Genomic DNA, 16,015 nt, shown 5'->3' on the forward strand with positions numbered 1-16,015 from the left:
AAAAAAGGGTTCGGCTGCGGCAGCGCCGAACCCGCAGCAAGGACCGGGTCGGTTGCAACGGTTCCGGAACAAGCGGTGCAGTCGGCAGAACGGGCAGAGGGCGTTCCTGACCCGAGAACGTGACGAGAACGCCAATCGCTCCTGGCGTTGCAAGGGCCAAACTGGCCGTCCCGACGAACAAAGAGCGGCACATTGACCACAAAAGTCCCGGCTATCCGCCCTGAGTGGATCCCAGGAACGCCAGCGTGCGGTGCAGCAGCAGCGCGGCGGCTTCCGCGTCGTACGACGGCAGCGAGCTGTCGGCGAAATAATGTTGGTCTCCGGGATAGAGAAAGAGCTCAGCCCCAGCAGTCGAGTCGACGAGCGCGCGGGCAGCGTCGAGGTCACCCTCACCGGCAAAGATCGGGTCGGCGTCCATACCGTGCACCTGCACGGGAACACCATCCGGCCAGACGGAGCCGAACTCGGAAACCGGAACGCAAGAATAGAACAGCAAGGCACCGTGTGCGCCGGCCCGGGTCTGTGCGAGCATCTGGGCGGGGAGCACGCCGAGCGAGAATCCGGCATAGACCAGTTCGACCGGGAGTCCCCCGACCGCTCGCACGCCGCGTTCGATGATTTCACCGAATCCGATCTGCTCGGCATAAGCCACGCCCTCGTGCACGGTCTCGAAGGTTCGCCCGTCAAAGAGGTCGGGCGTGTGCACGACGTGCCCCGCCCCTCGCAGCTCGTCAGCGAATTGCATGATGCCCTTCGTGAGCCCCAGCGCGTGATGGAACAAAACAACTTCGGCCATGATTTGAACTCCATTGCTCACAGTCGCGCAGAGACGCAGCACGCGGCGGCTTAGCCGGCGTTAGGCATCCGTTCTGCCGGCTCGGCTGATCGAGGTGCCCCGTTTCTGCCGAGAGTCACGCCACAGCGACCAGAATCGGCAGGAGGGGGCGTGAGTCTCGCCGTCGAACGCGGCTCTAGCGGGCCACGCGGTGCCGGAGGAAGACGACTCCCGACTTGAACGTGCGGGTTTCCACGAGTTCAAGATCTGCTCGGCGCTCATGCCGGGGGAAGAACGGGATGCCGCCGCCGACCAGCACCGGGTAGACCATCAGCTGATACTCATCGATCAGATTCAGAGCGGATGCCTCGGCGGCGAGAGTTGCGCCGCCAATGGCGATGTCGCCCTGCCCCGGCTTGGCCCGCCACCGTTCGATCTCCTCGGCGACGCCGCCCGAAACCAGTCGAGCATTGCCCTCGACCGCGAACAGCGTGGTGGAGAACACCACCTTCGGGAGCGGATTCCACAGCGCGGTCCACTCAAGTTCTGCGTCGTCGAGCGAGGTTTGCTGCTCGGCGGTCTCCCAATACAGCATCGTCTCGTAGAGTCGGCGTCCCAACAGATGAACGCCAACCTCTCGAATCTCGTCGATCCAGAAGCGAAAAACCTCCGCGTCGGGCGTCCCCCAGTCGAAGGTGCCGTCCGGCCCGACTATGTAGCCGTCCAGTGAAACGCTCATTGAATAGGTCACCTTGCGCATCAGAAATCCTCCTCGGTATCGCGTTCGACACTACGCCGCACACCGCAGACGGCAATGCCTCGTGGCGCCAGGCTCGCTTTTTCGGGATGGCCGCTACTGTCTCCACAAGTTCAGCCACCTTAAAACGTCGCGCCCGGCTCACTCGAAGCAGCGGGTCTAGGGGATTTCCAACGCGGTGTCGGGCACGAGACCCACGAGCGTGTCGGCAATGAGGCACGGTTTCGAGGCACCCTCGACTTCGACGACGTAGCTGACGCCGACCAGCCCCAGGTCGCCCTTCGTGGTGAACGGTCCAACTACGGCGCGTGCTCGGATCCGCGAGCCGACCGGAACGGGGGCTGGAAAGCGCAGCTTGTCGATGCCGTAGTTCACTATGTGAGCGACGCCGTCAACCCGATACAGTTGACCGGCAAAAAGGCTAAGCAGCGACATGGTCAGATAACCGTGGGCGATGGTAGTTCCCCACGGCGAGAGTGCTGCTGCTGCTGGGTCGCAGTGCAGTGGCTGCCAGTCCTGAGTGACCCGCGCGAAGGTGTCCACATCGTCCTGGCAGATCAGGAGCCAGGGTGTTGGGCCGAGTTTCTCCCCAGTCGCAGCCGCGATGGCCTCGACTCCGTAGAACACCCGCGGGAGAGTTGGTTCAACCATGGGGACCACCGGCCACGTAGAGAACCTGACCCGATACGAAACCTGCTCCCTCGCCGACAAAGAACGCCACAGCATCCGCTACATCGTCGGGCGTTCCGACCCGACGCACCGCGATGGCGGCCGCCGCGCTGGCCTGGAGTTCGTCGAACGTCACCCCCATCCGTTCGGCGGTAGCGCGGGTCATATCGGTGGCAATGAACCCCGGCGCGACCGCGTTGACCGTCACCCCGAACGGTCCCAGTTCCCAGGCCAGAGTCTTGGTGAATCCCTGCACGCCGGCCTTGGCGGCAGAGTAGTTGGCCTGACCACGGTTGCCGAGTGCCGATGTACTCGACAAATTGACGATGCGGCCCCATTTCTCTGCGACCATGTGGCTCTGCACCGCCCGCGACATTAGAAAGGCTCCGCGCAGGTGCACACCCAGCACGAGGTCCCAGTCGACGGCGGTCATCTTGAACAGCATGTTGTCGCGCAGGACTCCGGCATTGTTCACCAACACCTGGGGAGCACCCAGCTCCTGAGCGACACGGGCGACCGCGGCCGTCACCGATGCCTCGTCGGCAACGTCGACCTCCACGGCGACCGCGGTCGCTCCCCCAACTACCAGGCCGCGCACGCATTCCTCGGCGGCTAGGAGGTTTCGGTCGAGTACCGCGACCGCTATCCCCTCGGCGGCGAGCCGCCGTGCGATTCCCGCTCCGATACCTTGGGCACCGCCGGTCACTATCGCGACTCGTCTGTTTGCTGTGTTCATTAATTCTCCCCACTGTTGGTCGTTGCAGCGCCCCGATTGGTCACGCCGATCAGCTCAGTCGTTCGAGAGCTAGAGCCATGCCTTGGCCACCGGCAACGCACATGGCCTCGATACCGAATTGCCGGTCGTGTACGCGCAGGGAGTGAACGAGCGTCGTGGCGATCCGGGCCCCGGTCATGCCATAGGGGTGACCGACGGCGAGACTGCCGCCGTTGACGTTGACTCGCGCCGGGTCTATCCCCAGGGCTCGAATGTTGGTGAGTACCTGCACGGCAAAAGCCTCATTGATCTCGAATTCATCGATCTCACCCAGGCTCATTCCCAACCGATCCAGCAGCCGAGAAATTGCCCCAACCGGTCCGGTGCCCATAATCTCGGGCGAGACGGCCGACACACCGGTACCAAGAACTCGAGCTAACGGTAAAATTCCGAGTTCACGGGCCCGCGTGTGCGACATGATCACGACGGCGGCAGCCCCATCATTGAGCGGGCAGCTATTACCAGCCGTAACTGAACCGCCGTCCCGAAAGGCCGGTTGCAGCCCGGCCAGGGCTTCGAGCGTTGTCGATGGTCGGGGGCTATCGTCTGCCCACACGATCGACCCATCAGCGCGGCGATACGGACTGATTTCATCAGCCCAGAATCCGCTGACAGCCGAAGCTGCCGCGAGGCTCTGGCTGCGCAGGGCGTAGTTGTCCTGATCGAGGCGACTGATCCCGGTCAGTGCCGCCACGTTTTCGGCCGTCTGCCCCATCTGGATGTAGACGTCAGGCATGGCGCCGTCGAGACGCGGGTCACTCCACGAGTTGCCTGATATTGCGCTCAGTTTCGCTCGAACTCTGCTGCGTTCTGCAGCGGCGGCAAAATTGGGGCTATGGGCGTGAGGTAAGCCATCGACATCCGTCTGCTCGAAACTCGAAATGGATTCGACGCCCGCGGCAACAAAAACATCGCCTTCGCCAGAGCGAATGGCGTGGGCGGCCGAGCGGATGCTTTGCAGCGACGATGCGCAGAATCGCGACACGATCACGCCGGGAACGCTGTCCCAGCCGAGCTGCACGGCGATGACCCGGGCCAGATTACTGCCCTGAATCCCACCGGGAACACCGCAGCCAACAATGAGGTCCTCGATTTCGCGCGGGTCCAGCTGTGGAACCTGTTCCAGTGCGCCCGTAATGGCTGCCGCAGCAAGATTTTCGGGGCGTTCGGCCGCCAAGCTGCCCTTGAAGGCACGGCCGATCGGCGTGCGCGCGGTGGCGACGATGACGGGCTCAGACATGAGCACTCCCCCGCCCGCACCGGTCAGCGAACAGCGCGTTTAGTCTTGGGCGTCTTTCCGGCGGCCGCGCTGGCCCGTTCTGGTAGTCGGATGGCCCAGATACTCTCAACCAGTTCATGGATGTCGAGGTTCGGCTCGACCTGCTCCCGATCGAAGCGGGTGCCTCCACCGTGCAGCAGGCTCGCAGCGAGGTCAACGTGAATGTCGGCAATTTCGTCGACCGAGTACTTGCCGCCAGCGGAGTACCACCGGGCAACGCCCGAACACATCTCAAGGATCGCCATTCGGGCTGAACTCTGGTCGGGTACGTGAAAGAAGCCAGCGTCGACACCGTCGCGGATCGCGTGCGCCCAGAAGCGTTCGTAGGCGTCGCGCTGTTCCACGATGACCAAGCGGTCGACCGGGTCAAGGGCGCCGACCTGGTTATCGACGACGTTGGACGCGTCGCGACTGAGCGCGTGAGTGACGACGTGCATGCGCACAAGACGGTCCAGCCGTACCCGAACGTCCTCCGATTGCGCTTCGATGATCGACGCGGCCAAGACAAGGCGTTGCAGCGCGTCGTGCATAATCTGAAAGAGCAGCCGCTCCTTCGTGCCCATGTAGTGGTACAGGCTTGCCGTGGAGAGTTGAGCACTCGCGGCGAGGTCTCGAATTCCGGTGCCATGGAATCCGCGATCGGCGAACAAGCGCACGGCGGATTCGAGGATGCGCTGGTGCGTCTCATTGATGGCCGGTGACGGCACGCCTGGATTTGGCAAGACAACTCCTTCAGACACGAACGTAGAGTCCGAACATTCGATCGATTGTATTCGGTAGGGCGCGGTCGTTCAGTCATTCCAGCGTCCCTCCGCGGCATCCCAGGCACCTGACAGGCTCCCGGATTGGGCAAGCTCATGCTTAGCGATCCGTTCGGATACGGTGCGTGGCAGGTCATCCGTCAACTTCCAGTAGCGCGGCACTTTGAAATACGCCAGTTCGGCTGCACAGTGAGCCTGCACAGCTTGGAAGAACTCGCTCGCCGCATCTGATTGGAAAGGGATACCCTGCCACGCCTCGGCGACAACAATATAGGCGAGTACTTCTTCGCCGCGTAGCTCGTCGGCGACTGGCACGACGGCGGTGAGGCCAACCGCCGGGTGCAGGCCGAGAACTTCTTCCACCTCAATGGCCGAAATATTCTCGCCGCTACGCCGAATCATGTCTTTAGTACGTCCGCGATAGTACAAACGCCCAGCCGGGTCAGTACTCGCGAGGTCACCGGTATGGAACCATCCGCCGACCAATGCCGCCTCTGTAGCCGCCGAGTCATCGAAGTAGCCGTGCATGAGCCCGGTGCCGCGCAGGAGCAGCGCACCCACCTCGCCAGGAGCACAGCTCTGGCCGGCGCTGTTTACGACGATAGCCTCACGGTGGCTGCGGGGCCGGCCGAGGCATCCGCTGCCGACCAGTTCGTCGTGTTCCAGTTCGCCTACATATAGGTCGGCACCCGTCTCGGTCATGCCGTAGGCCTCGTACCACGGCACACCCCAACGCTCCTCCAACGTGCGATGCAGTCCGGCGGGAATGGCCGAAGCTTGAATCGCCCGTACACGGTTGTTACGGTCATCGGCGGAGAGGGGCATTTTCAGCAGCAGGGTCGGCATGAGACCCAGGCAATAGAAATAGGTTACGTCGTAGGCCCGCACCTGCTGCCAAAACGTACTCGGGTGAAACCGATCGAGAACGACGAGTTCGGCGCCCGCGAGCAGGGCACTGACTACATTCCACTGCGGGTCGATGTAGTGGAACGGCTGCACGGTGAGCATGACATCGGCGGGCGCGAGGTGCGGAAATTCCTGCTGCATTGTCTCCGCTATGGCAAGCCAGTAGTCGTGTCCCAGCACACAGCCCTTCGGTTTACCCGTTGTTCCCGAGGTGTATTGAATATTCGCTGTGTGATCGCGCGCAACCTGGTCGAGGTCAGTGACGAGGTTAGCCACACGACCGGAACGCCACCGCCCGAGCATTTCGTTGAGCGACAGCACGGTGTGCACTGCGGTACACCGCTCACCAACCTCACTGGCCAGAAGCCGGAACTCGTCTACGGCCAGAATGAATCCGGCTCGGGCGTGCGTCACAACGTGACTGGCGTCAGTGAGCCGGTAGCTGACATTCAGTGGCACGATGACGGCACCGAGCCGAGCTAGAGCAAGCCAGGCCGCCGGAAATTCCAGGGTGTTCCGAGCCAGCACCGCTACGTGATCTCCCGAACGGATGCCGGCTGCCGCCATTTCGCCGGCCAGGTGACGGGTGACCTGCTCGACCTGGCTGAACGTCAGCGTTTCGGCGGTCGTATCAAAACGCCACGCGGTCTGCTGGGGCCACTGCTCTGCAGCCCGCAGGATGAGCTGCCCGAGATTATCGATACCGGCGCTCCGCGCGATCGATGGCGCATCGGTCACAGTCCTGCTGCGGATGCTATCGGCCTGCCCGAAGTTCATCTTGCTGTCCTTCATCTGTTCTCCAATATCAATCTATCGATCGATCGGTAGGCTCTCCATGCTACGGTGCAATTGCAGTACCACCAAGCACACCAGCGGCTGAAAGAGGAAAAATGTCTGTTCGACTCGCCACCCCCGACGATCTCGGCACAATCCGAGCGATGTTGCGCACTCATGCCAAGACAGAGAGTGGCGTAACCACGGTTGTCGACAGTACCGATGGACTTGAGCAGGCCTTGGCCGGAGCAACTCCGACCGTGTCCGTGACCCTCGTTTCCATGCCACAGTCTCCAGAGACCATCGCCGGTCTGGCCATGTGGTACCCGACCTTTTCGTCGTGGGCCCTGTCCGGTGGAATTTGGCTTGAGGATCTTTTCGTAGATGATCGCTATCGCAATGCTGGCCTTGGCCTGGAATTGATGAACGATCTGCGTACCCGCACGGCAGGTCGGATCGAGTGGGATGTTTCCGCCGGAAACGAGGGTGCCGAGCGGTTCTATCGCAAGTTGGGCGCGGTGGCCCAGTCTGGCTGGACCACGTACCGGTGGCTACCGGCCAGCTGACGCCGATGCCGGGCGATATTCGTCGCCCGGCATGTCCGATTACTGACCCTTGCCAGCGAAGACCACCTTGGCCATGTCGGCATCGGTGGAGTCGCCGGTGAGAAGCGCGTTGGAAATCTCCACGGCCATGGCGGACTCGACCTGACTGCGTACCGCTACTTCGAATGACTCCTTGGCAAGTGCCAACGCGTGATGCGGTAGCGCAAGAATTCTCTGTGCCAGGTCGTGTGCGACCATGAGCCGTTCGCCCGGTGGCGTGACTCGGTTGACCAGACCCAGCTCGAGGGCCCTCTCGGCCCCGAAGTTCTCGCCGAGCAGGATCAGTTCCTTAGCCCGCGGCAGACCGATGGCCTGAGGTAACAGGTAGGAGATGCCGCCAGTCACGGACAGCCCCACGGATACCTCGGGGAAACCGAACATCGTGCCCTCTTCGGCAACGATGAAGTCACAACTCAGGGCAAACTCGATACCGGCCCCGAGGGCATATCCGTGCACAGCGGCAATGGAGATAACCGACGCACTGCGAAGAACCCGGGTAATGTTCTGCACGTTGTGCAAGTGGCTGAGTGCCTCTGGCGATTCGGGCGTCAATGTGTCGGCTTTAAGATCGTGCCCCGCGCAAAAGGCTCGGCCTTCGCCGGTCACGATCACGACGACCGCCGCGTCGCCAATGGCACGATCGAGCGCAGCTTTGAAGTCAGCCACGAGCTCGGGCGACGCCGCGTTCAAACGGTCGGGGCGATTGAGTCGGAGGACGGCGATGCCGTCCTGCTGGGTGAGGGTGACGAACTCGCGCTGAGCAGTCGTGCCGGTCACTGGTGGTTCTCCTTGTCGGTCGTGCGGGTGAGGATGAAATTACGAGACCGCGGCCGACTAGTCATCGGCCCTAATCTGGCTCAGAAAGCTTCGAGCACGCTCCGATTCGGGTGCGTCCAGCACCTTTTCAGGGGGCCCTTCTTCCACGATGCCGCCATCTGCGAGGAGCACCACGTGGTCGGCGACTTGGCGGGCAAATCGCATCTCATGGGTTACTACGACCATGGTCATGCCCTCGTCGGCGAGCTCACGCATAACCTGCAGTACCTCGCCGACCAGTTCGGGGTCCAGAGCCGATGTCGGTTCGTCGAACAGCATGAGCTTAGGCGTCATGGCCAGGGCGCGCGCGATGGCAACGCGTTGCTGCTGCCCACCCGACAGCGCACTCGGATAGCTATCGGCTTTTCCAGCGAGCCCCACCCGGGCGAGCAGCGTCATTCCGCGGTCTCGGGCATCCGCTTTGCTGCGTTTGGAGACTCGGGTCTGTGCCATCGTGATATTTTCGAGGGCGGTGAGGTGCGGAAAAAGATTAAACGACTGAAACACCATGCCAACATGCTCACGCATGTGATTAAGCGAGCTTTCGCGATACTCGAGGCGCACGCCGTCAATGTCGACCGTGCCGGCCGTGAGGCGCTCCAACCCGTTGATGCAGCGCAGGAGTGTGCTTTTCCCTGCCCCCGACGGGCCGATGAGCACGGCAACTTCGCCCGAGCGCACCTGCAGATCGATGCCGTCGAGCACCACGGTATCGCCGAATTTTTTCACAGCTCCGGTAATGGTGATGCGGGGGGTGGTCGTGAGGGACGCGGTATTGATCATGGTTTAGCCTCGCTTTTCGAAATAGCGCTCGACGCGACCGGAGAAGTAGGTCATTGCACCGACGATCGCCAGGTAGTAGAGGCTGACGATTGCGTAGTAGGTGAGCGGTTGGAAGGTCGCCGCGGAGAGTCGTTGAGCGCTCATGAAGAGCTCATCCACGGTAATGAATGACGCGACCGCACTGTCTTTGAGCGAGATAATGGCCTGATTAACCAGAGCGGGCACCACAACGCGCAGAGCCTGAGGTGCGACAACCTTGCTCATCGTTGCGACGCGGCTCATCCCGAGCGAACGGGAAGCTTCAATCTGGCCATTGTGGACGGAATTGATGCCCGATCGAAAGATCTCGGCCACGTACGCGGAACTGTGCACGCTCAGCCCGATGGCGGCCGCAGCAAAGGCGTCGACCTTGACGATCGAAACGATGCCGAAGTAGATAACAAACAAGAGGGCAATGAGAGGAACGCCGCGCACAATGGCCAGGTAGGCCGTGGCGAATGCCGATAGCGCGCGTATCTTGCTCATCTTGAGAGCGACGATGATCGCGCCGAGCACGACCGAGAAGACGAGCGTCAAGGCAGTGAGGCTCAGCGTGACGGTCAGGCCTTTGAGCAGAGTCGGCCAGCTGGTAATCAGGGCGTTCAAGAATTCCATGTGTTACTCCCGGTGGTAGGGCGAAGAAACAGGTGGGCGTCCCGCAGCGATTCGAGCCGCCCACCGAGTGGTTAGCTGATGTCTTCGCCGAACCAATCAATGCTGATGGCGGCGTAGCTGCCGTCCTCGTGCATCGTGGCGAGGGCCTCGTTGATGGCAGCCAGCAGCTCTGGGTTGTTCTTGTTGACGGGGATGGCAGCCACGTCGGGGAACAGTACGTCGCCGACTGCGTCCACCTTCAGGTCGGCATTCTTCGCCAGGTAGCGACCCATGAATCCCTGGGTGATCACGGCATCGACTCGTCCAGCTTCGAGATCACGCAGGGCATCAATATCAGCCTGATAGGTCGTAACCTCGCTTACGCCGCCGAGGGTGCGTGCGTACTCCTCAAAGGTTGTGCCGAGCGCGACGCCCACGGTTGCGTCCTTCAGATCCGCCACGCCCTTGACATCAGAGTCAGTACCAACGAAGAGTTCGGCACCAGTCGCGTAGTAGGACTCGGTGAAGTCGACTTCGACCAGGCGCTCTTCGGTACTTGACATTGAACCAACGACGGCGTCGTAGCGATCGGCCTTAAGCCCGGCAATGAGCGAATTAAAGGCGCCGGTCACCGGCTCAGCGGTGAGGTCGAGCTCGTCGGCGATGGCATTGCAGATGTCTACATCGAACCCGACGAGCTTGTTGGTGTCGTCATAGAAGTTGAATGGACGATACTCACCGCTCATGGCACACGTGAACTTGCCGTCCGCCACGGTGGTCAAAGCGGATGCTGCCGTGGTGGCATCGCTGCCGTTGTCGGCTGAGGCCGAACAGGCACTGACCCCGGCGATGAGTATGACCCCTATGCCCGCAGCAGCGACCTTGGCACGCATTCGTGAGAGAGGGTGACGGTGAGTCATAAGAATCCTTCTTTTCGTGGTGCACCGCTGGGCGGCATAAGATCAGCCGCATTATCGATCGATCGATCGATTGTGTGTTTTACAATATATGCGGGCCCCGCTGCATAGCAAGCTTCCGGTGGAACCGAAACAGGAACGTCACATCGAAGACCCCAGAGAACGGAATCGGCCATGCCAAAAGAACACGACATCGAGGTTCACCTGAGGTGGGCAGATATGGACGCCAACCGGCATGTGAACAACGTTGAATTCTTCCGAATTCTGGAGGAGGCCCGTGCTCGATGGTTTCCAACGTCGGGCGATGGAGCTTCCCTGCTCGTCGGGGGGATTGTGGTCGCGAGCCAAGGACTTGATTACTCAACCCCGCTGAACTACAGACCAGAACCAGTGCTTGTCAGCCTTCGCGTTTCCCGGGTTGGGAACTCGTCATTCACGTTGCATTGCCGCGTCCAGGACGCACCATCAGACTCGGGTGATCGTGTGTATGCCGCCGGGAACGTTGTCATGGTCGCTGTCGATCAGCAAACTGGTCGATCCCGCCCTCTCACGATCCCGGAACGTCGCTGGCTGGAATCCCTCTCGGAATAGCGCATTCATCCTTTGGACACACTGGACATTTGTCCAGAGACGGTTAGCGAGAACCTTCCGTTCGGAAGGTGACAAGGCTGGGCATGCGCTGGTGGGATGGCTTTCAGCGGTCAACGCCGCGGCATTTCAGCCCGAACAAAGGATTCAATTGTGACTTTCAGAGTGGGCATAGACACGGGCGGCACGCATACCGACCTCGTGCTGCTCGATGAGAACACCGGGGCCGTGTGGGTGGACAAAGTGTCCTCGACGCCGAGGGACCCCGTCATCGGAGTGCTCAACGGCATCGAGCGCGTTCTTGCCACGGCGGGCGTCAGCCCTTCTCAGGTGTCGACGGTGATCTACGGCACAACAGTGATGGTCAACCGCATCATCCAGGGTGACGGAACAGTCAGCGGGCTGATCACCACAGCTGGATTCACAGACGTGCTTGAACTCGCACGGTCGCACCGGGCCGGCAGCATCTACAACGTTCAATGGGAACAGCCTGTCCCACTCATTCCCCGGGAGCTGCGCCTTGGCGTGCGCGAGCGTATTGACTTTCGCGGGCGCATTGTCGAACCGCTGAACGAAGCGGATGTGCGCCAGGCCATTGCGGCATTCGCGAACCGCGGCGTCGAATCGGTCGCCATCTGCCTTCTGCACTCGTACAAGAATGATCTTCACGAGCAACGAATCGCCGCACTCGTACGCGAAAACCTTCCACAGGCCTACATCTCGGTATCGTCCGATCTGAGCCCAACCATCGGCGAATACGAGCGAGCCAGCACGGCCGCCGTCGATGCCTTCGTAAAACCACGGCTCGCCGAGCACTTCGCCCATCTTGAGGACCGGTTACGCAATATGGGCATCGATGCAGTATTGCTCACTATGCAAGGCAACGGCGGAACGATGTCCTTCGACGCCGCTCGGCGCCAACCGATCCGCGTGACCAATTCAGGTCCCGTCGCCGGCGTCATCGCTGGTGCGGCAATTGCCCGCAACCTCGATTTATCGGCAGTGATCACTCTCGACATGGGCGGCACGAGCACGGACGTCGCTCTTGTTTTGGACGGCGCGCCCATTGAGGTGCCCAGCGATGCGATGCAGGGCCACCCCGTTCAGCAACCGGCCATCGAAGTCGACCCAATCGGGGCTGGGGGCGGTTCGATCGCCTGGGTCGACGACGGTGGTGCCTTGCGAGTGGGCCCGGAAAGTGCCGGCGCGCATCCCGGGCCGGCCGCCTACAGTGAGGGAGGCATTCGCCCCACTGTGACCGACGCGGCGCTTGCCCTCGGATACCTCGGGACTAACGCCTTCCTCGGCGGGCGTCGCACTCTCAATCGTGACGCCGCAGTGCGCGCGATCGAAACCGTCGCGGAGCCGCTGGGCATGTCTATGCCCGCCGTGGCAAGCGGAATCATGGCCCTCGCTGCCGCCTCATCGCTTCGCGCCATCCGCCGGCTCACCATCGCGCGTGGCCACGATCCCCGAGACATGGCGCTCATCGCGTTCGGCGGAGCCGGCGGGCTCATTGCCGCCGCGCTGGCTCACGAACTGGGCACACCTCGGCTCGTGATTCCCGAGAACCCCGGCAACAGCTCGGCCCTCGGCCTCTTGCTCACTGACCAGCGCCACGACGTTCTCGCCTCATTCCTCACGTGCCTGGGTGAGACCGACATCGCCGCACTGAATATCGCATTTGGGCAGCTTGAACGCGGCTGTGCGCTCCAGCTCGAGCAGGACAACGTGGCGGAGGACTTCCGCGAGATCCGTCGATTCGTTGAATTGCGCTACCTCGGCCAAACTTTCGAACTGATCGTGCCGTGCCCACCAGGACCAATCACCGGTACTACACTCGCCAGCCTCGAAAGCGAATTCCATCGCCTCCACGAGAGCCGATACGGACATGCCTCCCGCTCCGATCCGATCGAGCTCGTGAATCTGCGCGTCACCGGAATAGGCAAGACCTTTAGCCCGCGTCCCGTTGCACTTGCCCAAGCAGAAGACGGCGTCACACCGTCGCCTAGGACCACGCGGCCCGCTTACTTCGGTACCTGGCTCGACGTTCCTGTCTTCGCTCGCGCGAGCATCCGTCAGGGCGACTCCATCACTGGCCCAGCGATCATCGAGGAATCTGGAAGCACCACCGTCCTGCCGCCCGGCAACCTGCTGGAACCAGCCGATGACGGCAGTCTCTTGATCTACGATCTCGCCCCGGCACTCGCCGCGTCCCACTCTTCAAGGAGCGTCTAACCCATGCCCATACATCTCGTCCCCCCGACACTTGCTCTCGACGTCATTACGGTTGAAGTCATCCGCAGCGCTCTAGAGTCTCTGGCAGAACAGATGACCGACACCATGGAACGCACCAGCTATTCGCTTCTGCTCAAAGAAGGTAAGGATTGTTCGTCGTCGATCTTTGACGTCTCCGGCCGGCTCGTCGCCGAAGGCGCCAACATCCCCGTTCACCTCAACGCCCTGGGCCCGTGCCTGCGTGCCATGCTGCAGGAACACATTCCGGCGAGCGACATGAAACCGGGCGACATCATCCTGACTAACGACCCCTACGTCGGCGGCAGCGTTGGAGCGCATCACACCTCAGACTTCATCGTTTACCACCCGATATTTCTCGGCGGCAAGCTGATCGGATTCTCGACGATATTCGCCCATCTGGCTGGCTCCGGTGGAAACGACCCTGAAGGCTGGCACACGACCATCTTCGAAGAGGGCCTGCGCATTCCGCCGATCAAACTCTTTAATGAAGGCGTGCTGGACGAACAGCTGTTCAAGCTCATTCTGGCCAACACAAATTCTCCCTATGAACAGCGAGGGGACATCCTCGGTCAGGTAGCGGGGGCAAAGGTGGGCTCAAACGGTTTTCTTGCCTTGGTCGAAAAATATGGCCTCGCCGCGATCGACGAGGCCATCGACAGCCAGATCGCGTACGCGGAACGCCGCACCCGGAGTTACATCGCCCAGGTCGCCGACGGTCGATACTGTGCCGAAACGACCCTGCTCGAAGACGGCAGTATGTGTGGCCCCGTCAAACTGGCGCTCGCGGTGATCGTGGCGGGCGACGAGATCACCTTTGATTTCACCGGCACCGACGCATCCGTTGCGGGGCCTATTAATTGCCCCATGTCGGCCACCATTTCTGCCAGCCTGTTCGGGCTACTATCCCTGCTCCCCATTGACATCCCCAAGAACGAAGGATCGTCAAACCCTGTCCACATCGTCGCGCCGGAGGGCTCGTTGGTGAACCCCCGGTTTCCTGCCGCCGTGTACCAGCGAATGGCTGTGACCCACCAGATCGTAGACCTCGTGTTCGAGGCTCTCGCACCAGCTATCCCGGCCGCGGTCGTTGCCAATTCCTGCGGGATGGTCTACTGCGTGGCATCTGCCATCAATCGGGAGAGTCACCCCGACGGCGGCGATGTGTCCGGTCGCCGAGGCTGGGGCAACGGCGCTGGCCCAAGCGTCGGCGGGCTCGGAGCTCGCGCCACGAAGGATGGCCTGACCGGTATGCCCGGCTGGATCACCAACGTGGCAAGTACCTCGATTGAGAGTTCAGAGGTTGAAGGCCCGGTGCGGTACCTGCGCAAGGAATTGCGCCCCGGCTCGGCCGGACCCGGTCAATATCGCGGAGGTCTCGGCGTCATCTTGTCCTGGCAGGCACTTGGACACGCAGTGAGATTCTCACATACGTCGCAGCGTTCCGTGAATGCCCCTCACGGGCTCTTCGGCGGCGGTAGCGGTGGAGTGAGCCGGTGGGTGATCAACGAGGGCACTCACGCAGAACACCTTCTGCCCAATCAAGCCGGTCCAACCCTCGATCTGGAGTTCGGCGATACCGTTACCTTCTATGCACCAGGCGGCGGTGGCTACGGTGACCCGTTGAAGCGGGAATCCGCTCGAGTTGCGCGTGATTGCCACCTTGGCTACATCGACGCGGAGCAGGCCGAGGCTGACTACGGCGTCATTTTGACCGTCGATGGCCAGGTCGATGAGTCGCAGACAGCAAGCCTGCGCTCCAGCCGCACAACGCCATCCGCTCCCCCCATTTTTTCCGCATCCGTCACAGCAGACAACCTTGAAAGAAGGACAATCACATGAACACCCAACACTCGCTCACCGTTCTTCGCCGCATCGCGGCGACCACCATCGCGGCCGGATTGCTCCTGGGCGCTACCGCTTGTTCCGCGGCCGTTGATAAGGCTGAGCCGACCGACACTGCGGCAGCAACGGCCGTCACCACGGTGGAGGAGGGTAAGTTCATCTGTGCCATGAGCGGCGAATACCGCCCGTTCAACTTCTATGACGACACCAACACCCTGGTTGGTTTCGATGTCGACATCTGTACTGCCATCGCCGACCAGCTCGATCTGGAAGCAGCACCGGTTACCGGCGCCTTTACGACGCTCATCGCTGGTCTGAATAGCAATCGCTTCGACGCCATCGTCGGATCGATGGCGAGCACCGAGGAACGCCTCAAAGAGGTCAACTTCACCGAGCCCTACTACTCCACCGGAGCAAGTCTGTTCGTGCGCGACGACTCGTCGATCACCGACGTCACCGACCTCGCCGATTCCAACCTTGGGGTGGCGCTCGGCACCACCTTCGAAACCTACGCACGCACGTTAACCGGCGTCGGCGAGATTACCACCTATCAGGCGACCGTTGATGCACTGCGCGACCTGGATGCTGGCCGCGTCGATGCGGTCATTGCACAGGGCTTCATCGGAAAGTTCCTCGCCAACAGCGCTGACCTGAAGGTTGAATCCGTCGGAGATGTACTGCTGCCGGACATCGCTGCCATCCCCGTAAATAAGGACAACCCCGAGCTGCTGGCTGCCATCAACACCGCGCTGCAGGCCATCCACGACGATGGCACGTACACGAAGATCAGCATGGAATGGTTCGGCGAAGACATTAGCTAACTGCAGCTACCGGTGGGCCGTGCCCCGTACGGCCCACCCCGCAAACCCCGAGGAC

Annotated in this window: 16 protein-coding genes; 5 read left to right on the top strand and 11 right to left on the bottom strand. The window is 61.7% G+C overall.

The features are described 5' to 3' along the window. Window positions 1-211: 211 nt before the first annotated feature. The 7 genes from QMK31_RS03480 to QMK31_RS03510 form a co-directional block, all read right to left on the bottom strand. A complete protein-coding gene (locus tag QMK31_RS03480; protein ID WP_283499528.1) occupies window positions 212-796 on the bottom strand; it encodes a dienelactone hydrolase family protein in 585 nt (194 codons plus the stop codon). Window positions 797-971: 175 nt separating this feature from the next. Then, window positions 972-1,535 (bottom strand): dihydrofolate reductase family protein, encoded by a 564-nt coding sequence (locus QMK31_RS03485; protein ID WP_283499529.1) that lies wholly within the window; start codon window positions 1,533-1,535, stop codon window positions 972-974. Between the two features lie 156 nt (window positions 1,536-1,691). Beyond that, window positions 1,692-2,183, bottom strand: coding sequence for a MaoC family dehydratase (locus QMK31_RS03490; RefSeq protein ID WP_283499530.1), 492 nt, complete (start codon window positions 2,181-2,183; stop codon window positions 1,692-1,694). Beyond that, complete coding sequence (locus tag QMK31_RS03495; RefSeq protein ID WP_283499531.1) at window positions 2,176-2,937, bottom strand: SDR family oxidoreductase; 762 nt, start codon at window positions 2,935-2,937, stop codon at window positions 2,176-2,178. The genes QMK31_RS03490 and QMK31_RS03495 overlap by 8 nt, the downstream gene beginning before the upstream one ends. 49 nt (window positions 2,938-2,986) lie before the next feature. Continuing rightward, a complete protein-coding gene (locus QMK31_RS03500) occupies window positions 2,987-4,216 on the bottom strand; it encodes an acetyl-CoA C-acetyltransferase (RefSeq protein WP_283499532.1) in 1,230 nt (409 codons plus the stop codon). Between the two features lie 23 nt (window positions 4,217-4,239). Then, window positions 4,240-4,977, bottom strand: a complete 738-nt coding sequence (locus QMK31_RS03505) for a TetR/AcrR family transcriptional regulator (RefSeq protein ID WP_283499533.1) — start codon at window positions 4,975-4,977, stop codon at window positions 4,240-4,242. A 69-nt stretch (window positions 4,978-5,046) separates the two neighbouring features. Then, window positions 5,047-6,714: an AMP-binding protein gene (locus tag QMK31_RS03510; RefSeq protein ID WP_283499534.1), complete on the bottom strand. Its 1,668-nt coding sequence runs from the start codon at window positions 6,712-6,714 to the stop codon at window positions 5,047-5,049. A 98-nt stretch (window positions 6,715-6,812) separates the two neighbouring features. On the opposite strand from QMK31_RS03510, the gene QMK31_RS03515 reads away from it, so the two are divergent. Continuing rightward, entirely contained in the window at window positions 6,813-7,262 is a 450-nt protein-coding gene (locus tag QMK31_RS03515) for a GNAT family N-acetyltransferase (RefSeq protein WP_283499535.1), read from the top strand. Between the two features lie 39 nt (window positions 7,263-7,301). Here the strand turns inward: QMK31_RS03515 and QMK31_RS03520 are convergent, their stop codons facing one another. From QMK31_RS03520 to QMK31_RS03535, 4 genes are all read right to left on the bottom strand, one after another. Further along, window positions 7,302-8,078: an enoyl-CoA hydratase/isomerase family protein gene (locus QMK31_RS03520; RefSeq protein WP_283499536.1), complete on the bottom strand. Its 777-nt coding sequence runs from the start codon at window positions 8,076-8,078 to the stop codon at window positions 7,302-7,304. A 57-nt stretch (window positions 8,079-8,135) separates the two neighbouring features. After that, window positions 8,136-8,900: an amino acid ABC transporter ATP-binding protein gene (locus tag QMK31_RS03525; RefSeq protein ID WP_283499537.1), complete on the bottom strand. Its 765-nt coding sequence runs from the start codon at window positions 8,898-8,900 to the stop codon at window positions 8,136-8,138. Window positions 8,901-8,903: 3 nt separating this feature from the next. After that, window positions 8,904-9,554, bottom strand: a complete 651-nt coding sequence (locus QMK31_RS03530; RefSeq protein WP_283499538.1) for an amino acid ABC transporter permease — start codon at window positions 9,552-9,554, stop codon at window positions 8,904-8,906. Between the two features lie 71 nt (window positions 9,555-9,625). Further along, complete coding sequence (locus tag QMK31_RS03535) at window positions 9,626-10,453, bottom strand: transporter substrate-binding domain-containing protein (protein WP_283499539.1); 828 nt, start codon at window positions 10,451-10,453, stop codon at window positions 9,626-9,628. Window positions 10,454-10,624: 171 nt separating this feature from the next. On the opposite strand from QMK31_RS03535, the gene QMK31_RS17280 reads away from it, so the two are divergent. From QMK31_RS17280 to QMK31_RS03550, 4 genes are all read left to right on the top strand, one after another. Next, window positions 10,625-11,041 carry an acyl-CoA thioesterase gene (locus QMK31_RS17280; RefSeq protein ID WP_502852359.1) on the top strand — a complete coding sequence of 139 codons (417 nt, stop codon included), beginning with the start codon at window positions 10,625-10,627 and terminating at the stop codon, window positions 11,039-11,041. A gap of 150 nt (window positions 11,042-11,191) precedes the next feature. After that, window positions 11,192-13,276, top strand: coding sequence for a hydantoinase/oxoprolinase family protein (locus QMK31_RS03540; RefSeq protein WP_283499540.1), 2,085 nt, complete (start codon window positions 11,192-11,194; stop codon window positions 13,274-13,276). 3 nt (window positions 13,277-13,279) lie between these two features. Next, window positions 13,280-15,136: a hydantoinase B/oxoprolinase family protein gene (locus tag QMK31_RS03545; RefSeq protein ID WP_283499541.1), complete on the top strand. Its 1,857-nt coding sequence runs from the start codon at window positions 13,280-13,282 to the stop codon at window positions 15,134-15,136. Next, window positions 15,133-15,960, top strand: coding sequence for a transporter substrate-binding domain-containing protein (locus QMK31_RS03550; RefSeq protein ID WP_283499542.1), 828 nt, complete (start codon window positions 15,133-15,135; stop codon window positions 15,958-15,960). The genes QMK31_RS03545 and QMK31_RS03550 overlap by 4 nt, the downstream gene beginning before the upstream one ends. Window positions 15,961-16,015 lie beyond the last annotated feature (55 nt).

It is taken from the genome of Cryobacterium sp. PH31-O1, assembly GCF_030063455.1.
GTDB lineage: Bacteria > Actinomycetota > Actinomycetes > Actinomycetales > Microbacteriaceae > Cryobacterium.